15 protein-coding genes and 1 pseudogene are annotated in these 11,195 nt (G+C 43.2%); 10 read left to right on the top strand and 6 right to left on the bottom strand.

The features are described from left to right. Positions 1-284: 284 nt before the first annotated feature. A complete protein-coding gene (locus tag ACKX2L_RS03265; RefSeq protein WP_497552604.1) occupies positions 285-863 on the bottom strand; it encodes a substrate-binding domain-containing protein in 579 nt (192 codons plus the stop codon). Positions 864-953: 90 nt separating this feature from the next. Continuing rightward, positions 954-1,088 (bottom strand): annotated as a pseudogene (locus ACKX2L_RS03260) (LysR family transcriptional regulator); the annotation flags it as partial. 23 nt (positions 1,089-1,111) lie between these two features. Between ACKX2L_RS03260 and ACKX2L_RS03255 the strand changes: the two are divergent. The 5 genes from ACKX2L_RS03255 (at position 1,112) to ACKX2L_RS03235 (ending at position 3,507) form a co-directional block, all read left to right on the top strand. Next, a complete protein-coding gene (locus tag ACKX2L_RS03255; RefSeq protein WP_497552603.1) occupies positions 1,112-1,426 on the top strand; it encodes a hypothetical protein in 315 nt (104 codons plus the stop codon). Between the two features lie 366 nt (positions 1,427-1,792). Continuing rightward, positions 1,793-2,140 (top strand): DUF2200 domain-containing protein, encoded by a 348-nt coding sequence (locus ACKX2L_RS03250; RefSeq protein ID WP_497552602.1) that lies wholly within the window; start codon positions 1,793-1,795, stop codon positions 2,138-2,140. Between the two features lie 232 nt (positions 2,141-2,372). Continuing rightward, complete coding sequence (locus ACKX2L_RS03245) at positions 2,373-2,657, top strand: type II toxin-antitoxin system Phd/YefM family antitoxin (RefSeq protein WP_497552601.1); 285 nt, start codon at positions 2,373-2,375, stop codon at positions 2,655-2,657. Then, a complete protein-coding gene (locus ACKX2L_RS03240; RefSeq protein WP_497552600.1) occupies positions 2,654-2,971 on the top strand; it encodes a type II toxin-antitoxin system RelE/ParE family toxin in 318 nt (105 codons plus the stop codon). The genes ACKX2L_RS03245 and ACKX2L_RS03240 overlap by 4 nt, the downstream gene beginning before the upstream one ends. Positions 2,972-3,030: 59 nt before the next feature. Next, positions 3,031-3,507 carry a hypothetical protein gene (locus ACKX2L_RS03235; protein WP_497552599.1) on the top strand — a complete coding sequence of 159 codons (477 nt, stop codon included), beginning with the start codon at positions 3,031-3,033 and terminating at the stop codon, positions 3,505-3,507. 85 nt (positions 3,508-3,592) lie between these two features. On the opposite strand, the gene ACKX2L_RS03230 is transcribed toward ACKX2L_RS03235, so the two are convergent. Next, positions 3,593-3,880 (bottom strand): type II toxin-antitoxin system RelB/DinJ family antitoxin, encoded by a 288-nt coding sequence (locus ACKX2L_RS03230; RefSeq protein WP_497549940.1) that lies wholly within the window; start codon positions 3,878-3,880, stop codon positions 3,593-3,595. A gap of 324 nt (positions 3,881-4,204) precedes the next feature. Here ACKX2L_RS03230 and ACKX2L_RS03225 point away from each other — a divergent pair, with 324 nt between their 5' ends. Beyond that, positions 4,205-4,720: a hemerythrin domain-containing protein gene (locus tag ACKX2L_RS03225; protein ID WP_497549941.1), complete on the top strand. Its 516-nt coding sequence runs from the start codon at positions 4,205-4,207 to the stop codon at positions 4,718-4,720. 38 nt (positions 4,721-4,758) lie between these two features. Here the strand turns inward: ACKX2L_RS03225 and ACKX2L_RS03220 are convergent, their stop codons facing one another. Further along, positions 4,759-5,436 (bottom strand): Crp/Fnr family transcriptional regulator, encoded by a 678-nt coding sequence (locus ACKX2L_RS03220; RefSeq protein WP_497552598.1) that lies wholly within the window; start codon positions 5,434-5,436, stop codon positions 4,759-4,761. 154 nt (positions 5,437-5,590) lie between these two features. Here ACKX2L_RS03220 and ACKX2L_RS03215 point away from each other — a divergent pair, with 154 nt between their 5' ends. The 4 genes from ACKX2L_RS03215 to ACKX2L_RS03200 all read left to right on the top strand — a co-directional run bounded on the left by ACKX2L_RS03215 (position 5,591) and on the right by ACKX2L_RS03200 (position 7,973). Continuing rightward, complete coding sequence (locus ACKX2L_RS03215) at positions 5,591-6,244, top strand: cupin domain-containing protein (RefSeq protein ID WP_497552597.1); 654 nt, start codon at positions 5,591-5,593, stop codon at positions 6,242-6,244. Between the two features lie 70 nt (positions 6,245-6,314). Continuing rightward, the gene (locus tag ACKX2L_RS03210; RefSeq protein WP_497549944.1) at positions 6,315-6,500 is read left to right on the top strand and encodes a ferredoxin; all 186 of its coding nucleotides are present in this window, start codon (positions 6,315-6,317) and stop codon (positions 6,498-6,500) included. 205 nt (positions 6,501-6,705) lie between these two features. Next, entirely contained in the window at positions 6,706-7,521 is an 816-nt protein-coding gene (locus ACKX2L_RS03205) for a nitroreductase family protein (RefSeq protein WP_497552596.1), read from the top strand. Continuing rightward, a complete protein-coding gene (locus tag ACKX2L_RS03200; RefSeq protein ID WP_497552595.1) occupies positions 7,521-7,973 on the top strand; it encodes an Rrf2 family transcriptional regulator in 453 nt (150 codons plus the stop codon). Before ACKX2L_RS03205 ends, ACKX2L_RS03200 begins: the two co-directional genes overlap by 1 nt. A 397-nt stretch (positions 7,974-8,370) precedes the next feature. Here ACKX2L_RS03200 and ACKX2L_RS03195 read toward each other — a convergent pair whose 3' ends face one another. Both ACKX2L_RS03195 and ACKX2L_RS03190 read right to left on the bottom strand, forming a co-directional pair. Beyond that, positions 8,371-10,095 carry a carbon starvation CstA family protein gene (locus tag ACKX2L_RS03195; protein WP_497552594.1) on the bottom strand — a complete coding sequence of 575 codons (1,725 nt, stop codon included), beginning with the start codon at positions 10,093-10,095 and terminating at the stop codon, positions 8,371-8,373. Positions 10,096-10,241: 146 nt separating this feature from the next. Then, complete coding sequence (locus tag ACKX2L_RS03190; RefSeq protein WP_497552593.1) at positions 10,242-10,778, bottom strand: DUF8052 family protein; 537 nt, start codon at positions 10,776-10,778, stop codon at positions 10,242-10,244. Positions 10,779-11,195: the final 417 nt, after the last annotated feature.

Raw genomic sequence — 11,195 nt, 5'->3', positions numbered from 1 at the left:
TACTTCATTTGATGACCTCCATTTGTATGCGGTAATCCCTGTTACCATTTGTCTTTTCCGACTTGTAGTATACAGGTAAATCCACGAACCTACAAATCGGAGGTCATTACATATTGTCTAAAATAGATATTGCAGTTTTGAACTGATTGGCTAGGATCTTGGTGACAGGCACCGTTAATGGATGAATACGTGGAGGGTATCGAGGTTCATCCGGGGAACGAGGTCAGGATCAGCTGGAAGTAAATACTGTGAATGAGGGGCTTGCCAGAGATGGCAGGCCTCTTTTATATTGCTCTCTGCAGTATCATGTCGGAGATTTCTTTTGCCGCGGCAGGAAGTTCTTTAAAATCATGGGCAATCAGACTGATTTCAATCTCCATTTTGGGAAGGACTGATCCACGGACAAGTTCGTTAGGAATGGTGGAAAGCATCAATTCCGAGATCACCCCTTTACCATTATTGTTTTCGATCATATTGATCTGGGTGCTGGCGCCTTCTACTACCTGAGCATGGGACAGGTCAACATTCTGGCCTGCAAGCTGTTCCTGGCAGGAGTCTTTTGCGACACGGCATAGTATCAGGTCTTTGTTTTCTTTTCTGAGGTCTATTCTGACTGCTTTATCCCGGCTGATAGAAACCATGTGATCGATCATTAGAAGCTTGTGCGACAGCCCTAGATAGGGCGATGTCGTGATGCCGATATCTGCCTGGAAATTCAATACCATGTTTTTGACTTCAAAGGGTGATCCTTCAAGAAGTTCTACTTGGACTTCCGGGAACTGTTTCTTAAAAATGGGAAGCACATGGGACAGTATGAGAGATACACCGAGCGGAACGGATGCTATGCGGATCATACCGCCCATCAGGTGATTCTCTTCATAGGCGCGTTGGTAAAGCTTGTTTTCAAGGTCGGCCATTTTATAGGCAAGGGCAAGAATGTCCCTGCCAGCATCCGTGAGCTTTAGAGAACTTCTTTTATTTCGGATAAAAAGCTTTACATTCAGTTCTTCCTCTAGCTTTCGAATCGCCTGGCTGATGGCAGGCTGGGAGACATAGAGCTTTTTTGCGGCATCCGTAAGGCTCTCCAGTTCTGCCGCAGTGAGAGACGTTGGTGACAGGCACCGTTATCGGATCCAACTGTCGGGATCTGCGTCTTTTTGCATCGGTGGAGAAGCAGGGAGATCTGGAGCAGCTTCCGTACGATCGTGAGAAATGCAGCTGCTATTACAAGGCGGACATCCGAGGAGTCTCTGACGAGGCGTGTGAAGAGATACTGGGGCATCCGGTTCCTTCCGGCTCCTGGAACCAGAAAAGCCTCGGTATCAACGATGCCCTGTGCCAGATGTATTCCGCGAAGAGTCCCATCGCCAAAAAAATCGCAGGCGGAGGGAGGCGTTCTGGATCTGAATTCGATGTTCCAGTATAATAATGCCATTCCGCGCCATTGCCAAGATGACCGGCGGCCTGGTATCGATGGAAATGGTAAATTGTATGGTAGACATGGTGAACGGACATTTCTTCCGGGGAATTGGAGGCGTGGTCGGCGGATTTTTCCGGAACAGGAAAGAAAATAAGCAATATCTCCGAAAATTAAAATGAAATTGAAACGAATATGAAATTGAAACGAAATCGATAGGAACAGACAAAGGCAGGTTCGTGACGGACCTGCCTTTCTGGCATTTTCACAGAGAAATATATATTGATTTCCAGACTTCCGGATGGTATTTTGTGATTCAGGACAATCTCTCTGGCGTCACCAGATGGGAAATCGTGCATGAAGGAAGTGGATCAAATGGATAATGAAAAAGTATTTGCCATGAAATTTTCCATGGTATACCCGCTGCTCGTGGCGAAGGCTGAGCGTAAGGGCAGAACAAAGGAAGAGGTGGATGAGATTATCTGTTGGCTGACAGGATATGGAGAAGGAGAGCTGCAGGAGCAGCTGAAAAAAGAAGTCGATTACCGGACATTTTTTGAAGAGGCTCCGCAGATGAATCCGAATTGCCATCTGATTACAGGCAGTATATGCGGCATCAGGGTCCAGGAAATCAAAGATCCCTTAATGCAGAAGATCCGTTATCTGGACAAGCTGGTTGATGAGCTGACAAAAGGCAAGGCAATGGAAAAAATAATGCGGTAGATGATGGAAAATGTCGAAGAGAAATACCTGCCCGCCGGAGAAGTGCTCCTTGAGCGGACAGGTATTCTTTTATGCGGAATCTTGGTGACAGGCACCGTTAAGTAGAGGTGGGGGATTTCTTGCTTACGGCGTGTTAAATATTTAAAAGGTTTCCTAAGTAACCAATCCATGGACATTGTGTATATAGACAAATGATAATATAATGTGTCTATACAAAATGGAGGTGATAATTATGTTTACACAGCAAGAGGTAATCAGACCATCTGCAGATTTACGAAATCACTATAATGAAATTTCCAAACAGTGCCGTGAGGATAATGAAGCTGTAATTATTACGGTAAATGGGCGAGGAGATACGGTTACTCTCGCATATGAAGAGTATAAAAGAATGAAAGCAAGGATCGAACTTTTGGAGACTCTCGCAGAAGCTGATGAAGATGTTAAGTATGGAAGAGTTGCCCCTATGAAAGATACATTTGACGACTTAAGAAGTCTTCTTAAGGAGGGGCAGGCTTGACGTACGAAGTTATAAGAACTGACACAGCAGATTCCTTAATTCGAAAAATCGTTCTTCATGTTGCAGAGAATTTTGGAACGGACGTGGCCTTGGAAAAATTGGATAATCTTGAAGAAGCTATTATGAATCTGGGAGAGAATCCATATATTGGTACGGAGCCAAAGTATAATATACTTAAGCGGCAAGGATACCTGGTTCTTATTTTGGATAAAGATTTTGTGTTTTATAAGGTTGATGATAATAAGAAACAGGTGATCATATATGCTGTTGTAGACCAAAGACAGGATTATCTGAGTATTATAAGAGGCTTGTAGTTTTTGGCGAATTTCAACAGGCTTTTATGTTTACGGAATCTTGGTGACAGGCACCGTTAATGGGAGGAGAAAAAGTGTTATTGCAAATTCTGTTGTTTTCAATACCTTGTATTTTCCTTTTTATTAAGGTCACATGCATTAAGAAGCCGGTCAGAGATATTCTCTTGATTGCAATCCTTGTATTAATTAGTTTTCTTATTTCAAATTTTAGTTACTTGTTTGAATATCTTCCAAATAAATCAGATTACATTCCAGCACAAGCGATAATTACCCAAAAGCATCATACAGGGAAAGGTATTCTTAGCCGTGGAAGTATTTCAGTAGAGTTTGAGGGAGAAAAAGCAAGAGCAGATAGTGTAACTATTAATTGTTATGAAAATGTCGGGGACAGCATTGTTGTTGGGTTAAAGATTAATAACGGAAAGATAACTAGTGCTGTAAGAACGGGATTATCTATAACATCACGTAATTTGGCGTGGTTAACATTCTTATTTTGGGCTATAGTTTTATGTCTCAAGCAACCTAAGAACAAATAGCATTCAGTTTGAACAAAATAGAAAAGTAAACTTGGAGACAGGCACCGTTAACAGGCCTTTTTTGAAGCGGTTGGAGAGAATAACATCAAGCATCCTTGTCCTCCAGCACATCCTTTATTGCACTGCGAAACGAAGAGTACCTCTTATATTTCTCGGGATGCGCCTTCATTTCGTAATACTCATTCATGGCAGCCATCGTTTCAGTATTAGGATTTTCTCTGGTGATGGTAAAAGGAATCCCCTGAACACGCAGCGACTGTTTCAAAAATATTGTCACCGCAGTGGAAAGATCCATTCCGAGATCAGAGAATAGTTTCTGGCTTTCTTTCTTCAAATCAGCATCGAGACTGATATTTGTACTTACTTTAGACATACATACTACCTCCTTGATAAGAAGGATATAGCATGATTTGCACAATTTATCAACAAGATATGCGCATGAGGAAATCTTGGTGACAGGCACCGTTATTATCTCCGTGTATAAAAAAGTCCACCCATGGTGCGCATTTACTTGATGTGAATCTTGGTGACAGGCACCGTTAACAGAATGAATCGTGGTATTTTCAATGGACGTAAAAATGTTGTATATGCCACATACTTGCTTTTCAATCTATATTATCCTTGCTAAGTCATCGTAGAGAATACCGTATCGATGGATTTATATAAATAGATACTTAGTTGGCAAGGAGAAATAAAAATGATAACAATGGATATGGTAAATCGATTGAGAGAAAGTCTGGAAGGGGAAAAGGATTTTGAAGAACTGTCCCTTGAAGAGAAGATTGATGACATTAAAAGATGCCATCATGAGAAGGAACTGATTCAGATTAAGACCATTCTCGATAAAATGAAGACATATGAAGAAGGAAATAAAAAGAGAGATCCCAAAATCGAAGAGATCTTTCAGGCATTCCGGGCTATGTCGAAGGAACTGAAGACTCATTTTGAGTTAGAAGAAATAGAGGTCTTTCCTTTACTCATCTCTAGGGCATATCAAGAGAATGAAATGCGAAAGGTCATTACGGACATGCAGAGCGATCATGGAAAGACAGAAGAGTATATCCATCGAATTGATGACCTGACGGGACAGTACCTGTATATGGCAGAAGATCCCGAACTGGCAAGGATCTATCGAGAAATGCAGGCCCTGTTCGCAGATATTTCGACCCATATTGGAAAAGAAGATAATTCCCTGTGGGCTGAGTTTTCATAATTCTCGAACATCTCTATAATCTTGGCACTGCGAAAGAATCAGTGATCACTGAGCATTTCCTGCAGACCATCTATATCAAGCAGTTCTATTTGCTTAGTGGAAAGGTGTATGAAACCTTTGGATTCCATTTTTTTCAGCTCACGATGGAGAGAGGGTCTGGATACATTCATCAGTAAAGCCCATTTGGTTATAGATTCGGGAATCGGAATGGTAGTACGGGCAGTCTGTTTATGACGAAGCAGCAACCAGAAGGCCGCTTTTTGTCCAATTCCGCTGTATGAGAAGAGCTCGATTCGCTCCTGCAGCATATACGTAGCGGTGGAAATTTCTGTTGTGAAATTTTCCAAAATACGTATATCCTTCTGCATTAATGACAGGAAGTCTTCCTTTTTGATCATCATGATTGTTGCTGGCTTCGATGCTATCACATCGCAGGGGTAATGGTGACTGCGGGAGAAGACTGCTGCCGGGCCAATGAGGTCACCGGGTGTTCGGGTCGAAACATTCACCATACTTCCGTTCGGAAAGGTTTTCTGCCCTTGTACCTGTCCTTCCAGTACAATTCCGATACGGTCAGCGGTATCCATCTGAAGAAATATGGTCTCATCCTTGTCATAACACTGAATACGGTGAGGTGTATCATCAAGTACATCTCGCAGATCTGCTGCTGTTAAACCGTTGAAAACCGGGCTTTTTAATAATGGTAAGTAATCCATATCTTATCCTTCCTTCGTCATCGATGTTTATATTATACACTAAAAACTCTGTCAAAACGTATCTGTGGATACAGAATAAGGGATGGATTTCAGTTATCATATTCATGAACAAAGGGGAGCAAACAGTTCCTGAAGTTCAGAAAGGAGGCAGAGCATGAAGGAAAAGATTGGTGAGGTATTCTCCATCGCCAAGGACAATCAGACGGTCGAAGGATGCACAATCTCCAAAGCAATCCAGGAAGGAAGAAATTCCATCATATATTTTTCTCTCGCAGCAGGTACTGATATCAGTGCAGAGGTATTTCCTTATCACAAGCTGATCCTGGTAGCGGAGGGCAGCCTGGAGGTATACGGCGACAATCATTATGTCAAAACACTAACGGTCGGCGACAGCATTGTAACACTTACAGATACACCAATGGGTATGCGCACGACAAGCGGTGCGATTTATACAGAAATCGAGATACAAAAGGAGGACATTATGAATAATGTAATTAAGGCAGGCGAGGTATTCAAATTAGCAGAACTTATCCCTTATCAGGATGGCAAGATCGTCAACATCGATGTAGCTCACAATGACAAGATGAAATTTGTTGTGATGGCCTTTGATAAAGGAACCGGACTTTCCGAGCATGCAGCTCCCGGAGAAGCCATCATCTTCGCATTAGATGGTGAAGGTGTGATAGGATATGAAGGTGAAGATCACGTAATTAAGGCAGGCGAGAATTTCCACTTCGCTAAAGGGGGACGCCACTCTGTGAAGGCAACAGAGAAGTTCAAAATGGCACTTCTTCTTACACTCGAATAATAGAAGAAAACATAGATAACAACATCAGTTAAAGAGTAGATTTAATCAAAAAATACGGAGGTTGAAAACGATGAAATATAGAGTAAATGACGGATGTATCGGATGTGGCCTTTGCACAGGAACATGCCCTGAAGTATTCCATATGACGGATGAAGGGGTAGCTGAAGCAATCGCAGAAGAGGTTGCTGCAGAAAATGAGGCAGCTGCAGCAGATGCCATGAGCGGATGCCCAGTCGGTGCCATTGAAGAGGCATAAGGAGACCAGGCATCGTGGCCAGCGCTGCGCCTTCAATTCCCATTTCCGTGAATGGGCCATAGCTAAAAATCAGAACTGGGTCTAAGACAATGATTTAAAAATCAGCGGCTTAGACCCGTTTTTTTTATGTTCGGATATTGACAAGTGAGCATTGAGTCATTAAATTGTATTAGTATCTGATACAAGTACGAAAGGAACGATTATTATGACATTCTCTGCAAAAGATATGATTCGTAAAAGAAAAAGCGTGAGGACCTTCGACGGAAAACCTCTTAAGAATGAAGACAGGCTGGCCCTCGAACAGTACATTCAATCTCAGACGAATCCATTTGGTTTTCCTGTTGAATTTCGCCTGCTTGATGCTAAAGAGTATGGGCTTTCCAGTCCGGTGATTGTAGGAACAGATCTGTATCTTGCCGCAAAGGTGAAACGCTGCAAGAATTATGAGATCGGCTTTGGATACAGCTTTGAGCAGATGTGCCTTTATGCAGAATCTCTCGGTCTGGGAACCGTAATGCTTGCTGCATCTCTCAGCAGAGCAGCATTTGAAAAAGCGATGAATGTTCAGAACGATGAAGTCCTCCCTGTTGCAAGTCCGGTCGGTTACCCTGCGCAGAAAAAATCGATCCGTGAAACCCTGATGCGAAAAGGTCTGAAGGCCGATGAACGGATTCCTTTTGAGCAGTTGTTTTTCGATAAGCAGTATGGGAATCCGCTGACTGCTTCATCCGCTGGTATTTATGCCGATTCTCTGGAGATGGCAAGATGGGCTCCCTCTGCGGCTAACAAACAGCCTTGGAGGGCTGTTGTCATTGGGGATACGGTTCATTTCTATGAAGATAAGTCCATGAAGGACAGTCCAATTGGTGATATTCAGAAGGTGGATGTCGGTATCGCATTGGCACATTTTGATTTGACTATGCAGGAAGAAGGACATAAGGGTCGATTTGTTGAAGCTGATCCAGGTATCGCACTTCCGGAAAATGTGCAGTACATCATCTCGTATGAAAGGGGAGAATAATGGATACACGGTTCTCATCAGCTATTCATACGCTGATTATGATTGCCGGAGCCAAGACGCCTATAACCTCAGATCAGATAGCGAAAAGCGTCGGCACAAACGCAAGCTATATCCGTAAGATCACTGGCTTGCTGAAGAAGAAGGGCATCATCGAAAGCCGTCAGGGAATAAGCGGATTTACACTGCTCGTGGAACCGGAGGAGCTTTCGCTGCTAAGGATATATCAGGCCATTGCTGAGACGGAGCAAGTTCATGTGTTTGACATTCATCAGAATCCGAATGATGAATGTATTGTAGGTCGTCATATTCAACCGGTGCTTACGGATGTTTTTCGCGAAATAGAGGAAAAGGCCGAGCAAGAACTGAAAAACACCACGCTTGCGGACTGCCTGAAAAAAATGAAAGAAGAAATCGACAAGGAGTGTCAAGTAAACATGCTTCTCAGTAGATGATTTAAAGGAATCGTGGTATTATCAATAGATATAAACAGTACAAAAGTGCAATCAGGTGAATGCAATCGGGAGAGTAGAAGGGTAGTATGAGTATACCGGGCTGGCTTATTTTAAATACATATGTGGCGATTCTTTCTATCGTTCTTCTGGGAATGACATTGAGCAAGAAGTCGGGCACACGCATCCGGATACCTATCCGGGGGTGGATCCGTTTTTCCGTCACATCGATGATCTGATGTATCAGGAGAAAAAATCTCATCATGCGCTGCGGAATTCTTCTGGCGTGTCTTCCGCCGAATGATGGATCCGGAGTAGATAATCATTTGTATTGATTGGATTAAAAAAAGTTCCGCCGCAGCGGAACTTTTTTATTATGTATCTGTTCGTTTGTGATCAGTCAGTTTGCAGCTTTCTTAGCTTGGAACTGAGCAATCATGGTCTTGATACTGTTTACAGCAAGGACAAGGGAAAGAACCACAAGGAAGGCTGCAATCACGGATCTGGCGATACACCAGCCGGCACCTCCGACAGGATTTCCTGCAACGAGTGCTGCATGATTCTTTAAAATGGTCTGGATCAGTGATGTAACTGTGACGCACATCATGAATACCATGGGGATATAGAACATCTTGTTGTTCTTGCCGACTTTACCAAGCCATGTAGCAACTGCCAGGAGACCTACAGCAGCAAGGAGCTGGTTGGATGCTCCGAAGAGAGGCCAGATGTTCAGATATCCTGTCATACCGAGACCGACGCCAAGCACAACGGTTATTACTGTTCCAAGCACAGGGTTCGTAAGAATCTTCTTATATCCTGTTACATCATTTACGGTCTCACCGTCTGTCAGCCAGAATTCCTGGAATGTGTATCTGGCAAGTCTGGTGGAAGTATCAAGAGATGTCAGGCAGAATACTGAGATCGCGAGGATGAGAAGGCTCTGGCATACTGCCTGAGTACCCTTCAGTCCGGGGATGGTGCTTATCATGGCGGCTATGGACATGGAGAAAACCTGCATGGGGTTTGTAACCTGGCCCGATGAATATTTGCTCCAGTAATAACCGACTGCGCAGATGGTGCAGAGACCGAGCACGCACTCGATCAGCATGGAACCATAGGCGACGGGCAGAGCATGTTTTTCGTTATCCAGCTGCTTCGATGTCGTGCCTGAAGAGACGAGTGAATGGAAACCTGAAATTGCTCCGCAAGCGATCGTAACAAAGAGTGCCGGGAAGAGATAGCCCTGCGTCTTATTGTAGAAACCGGTGAAAGCAGGCATCATGGACATATCCTTGTGGGATGCGAAGATTCCGATTACCGCTACAGCCATCATAAAATAAAGTAAAAACGAGCTCAGATAATCTCTCGGCTGAAGAAGAATCCAGACCGGCACGACGGAAGCCACGGCAATGTAGACTCCGATAACGATCATCCATACCTTCTCGTTGAAATAGAAGGGGTGGAAATTTAGACCGATAACGATAACTGCGACGATTCCGATGATTCCAACGATTGTTGATACCAGAAGAGGTGCATTTCTTCTATAGATCATGAAGCCGAAGATGATGGCCATCACGATAAAGAGTAATGAGATCATGGCTGTGGAAGCGTTTGTTGCGCTGGCAGCCTTGTCAAGTACACCGGACTTTGTATAGGTAGCAGTGAATGTTCCGGCAACCATGGAAGAAAAGGCTGCGACCACGAGAAGAAGTGTGAGATAAGTAAAGATACAGAAGAGCTTCTTCATCTTGTATCCCATAGTATCTGCGATGATCTCACCGATGGACTGACCTTTATGCCTTAGTGATGCAAAGAGGGCTCCGAAATCGTGGACACCACCGAAAAAAATACCTCCGACAAGGATCCAGAGCATAACCGGCACCCATCCGAAGACTGCAGCCTGAACAGGACCTGTGATAGGACCTGCTCCTGCGATGGATGAGAAATGATGTCCGAGAAGCACAGGTGTCTTCGCCGGGACATAGTCTACATCGTCCTCAAATTCATGAGCCGGCGTGGGACGGCTGGGATCGATACCCCAGGTCTTTGCCAGCCATCTGCCATAGAACAGGTATCCCATAACAAGGACCGCTATGCCGATCAACAATAGTAATGCAGCGTTCATTTGTTAATCCTCCTTAGTACTACAATGTATGATTCAAAAACGCACACTACAGTAGATGTGTGGATTTTTGCAATATTACATATTACGGATTTGAAATTCATTTCATTGGTAAACCCAGGAAATTTTCGCATCCGCTAAGCTCGATATTAAAGAGCATTCTTTAAAATCTTTTTTAGAAATCCGCGGTTCTCATGACCGGACATATTGGAATAAGCCTTTCCGGTAGATAAAACAGCCAATCCGGTACGGAAATCCATCCAGCCATCCAGAGCAAATCTGAAACTTTTATGAATCCGGCAGCGCCGGATTCGGGAGATTGCCCCACTGTCAGCATGATCAGCAATAATAATCATACTGAGGATGGAGCACTTGTGTCCGGGACCCGGATTGATTCTCTTCATCCCGTTCGAAAGGACATATGTCTCAAGCTTTTGATAATCATCCGAAGTTAAGGTCTTTACCCTGAAGAGGTAGGCGTATTCATGGCTGCCGGCCTCCCAGAGTACATTTCTCTTTAGAAGAACGTAAGAAGATTCTTTGATATGGAGATCCATTCTGGCGACCAGAGAATCTGGCGCCGGATTTTCCGAGGCAGATCCGGTGGAACCGAATTCCTCGTTGCGATCGATATCGTAATAACCGGAATAAGATTCAAGTATTTTTTCGCAAATCCTATCATTCATAATATTTTCTTCTCTGCTTTATGTATTTGAAAAAACAGAATACCTTATAGATTGAATTGGATTCATTATAATGATGAATTCCATTCAAGTCAATATAAAGGTTAAAATGTATTGAAAGAAGGTCAATCGGTCAAATTCTAAGCTTTATATATATGGTATCGAATGATGAAGAGCTAAATATGTAACCACTTTCATTTGATCTTAAGCACAAGTGGTCCACTTGTAAATTTGCACAAAATCTTATATACAAAACCGTACAAAATATAAAATTTACAGTCTTATCTTTTATTTTCCTTTATGAAATGCTAGACTACATTTTGTTAACAGGCCTGATCGGCTGATCAGGAAGGATGCAAAAGCTTGTTGCCTTTTTTAAGATTTGAAGTATTTTTTTGACCAAAAATGTAAGCGGTTACA

The organism is Porcibacter vitabionis (genome assembly GCF_046263795.1).
In the GTDB taxonomy this organism is placed as follows: domain Bacteria; phylum Bacillota; class Clostridia; order Lachnospirales; family Lachnospiraceae; genus Lachnocurva.
The sequence above is the reverse complement of the archived record's forward strand: the minus strand, read 5'-3'. Positions and strand labels throughout refer to the sequence as shown.

Coding starts and splice junctions, on each gene's coding strand:
- ACKX2L_RS03190 (WP_497552593.1), bottom strand. CDS start 10,778: ATGAATGATAGGATTTGCGAAAAAATACTTGAATCTTATTCCGGTTAT.
- ACKX2L_RS03225 (WP_497549941.1), top strand. CDS start 4,205: ATGATAACAATGGATATGGTAAATCGATTGAGAGAAAGTCTGGAAGGG.
- ACKX2L_RS03235 (WP_497552599.1), top strand. CDS start 3,031: ATGGGAGGAGAAAAAGTGTTATTGCAAATTCTGTTGTTTTCAATACCT.
- ACKX2L_RS03205 (WP_497552596.1), top strand. CDS start 6,706: ATGACATTCTCTGCAAAAGATATGATTCGTAAAAGAAAAAGCGTGAGG.
- ACKX2L_RS03250 (WP_497552602.1), top strand. CDS start 1,793: ATGGATAATGAAAAAGTATTTGCCATGAAATTTTCCATGGTATACCCG.
- ACKX2L_RS03220 (WP_497552598.1), bottom strand. CDS start 5,436: ATGGATTACTTACCATTATTAAAAAGCCCGGTTTTCAACGGTTTAACA.
- ACKX2L_RS03200 (WP_497552595.1), top strand. CDS start 7,521: ATGGATACACGGTTCTCATCAGCTATTCATACGCTGATTATGATTGCC.
- ACKX2L_RS03230 (WP_497549940.1), bottom strand. CDS start 3,880: ATGTCTAAAGTAAGTACAAATATCAGTCTCGATGCTGATTTGAAGAAA.
- ACKX2L_RS03215 (WP_497552597.1), top strand. CDS start 5,591: ATGAAGGAAAAGATTGGTGAGGTATTCTCCATCGCCAAGGACAATCAG.
- ACKX2L_RS03195 (WP_497552594.1), bottom strand. CDS start 10,095: ATGAACGCTGCATTACTATTGTTGATCGGCATAGCGGTCCTTGTTATG.
- ACKX2L_RS03210 (WP_497549944.1), top strand. CDS start 6,315: ATGAAATATAGAGTAAATGACGGATGTATCGGATGTGGCCTTTGCACA.
- ACKX2L_RS03245 (WP_497552601.1), top strand. CDS start 2,373: ATGTTTACACAGCAAGAGGTAATCAGACCATCTGCAGATTTACGAAAT.
- ACKX2L_RS03265 (WP_497552604.1), bottom strand. CDS start 863: ATGGGCGGTATGATCCGCATAGCATCCGTTCCGCTCGGTGTATCTCTC.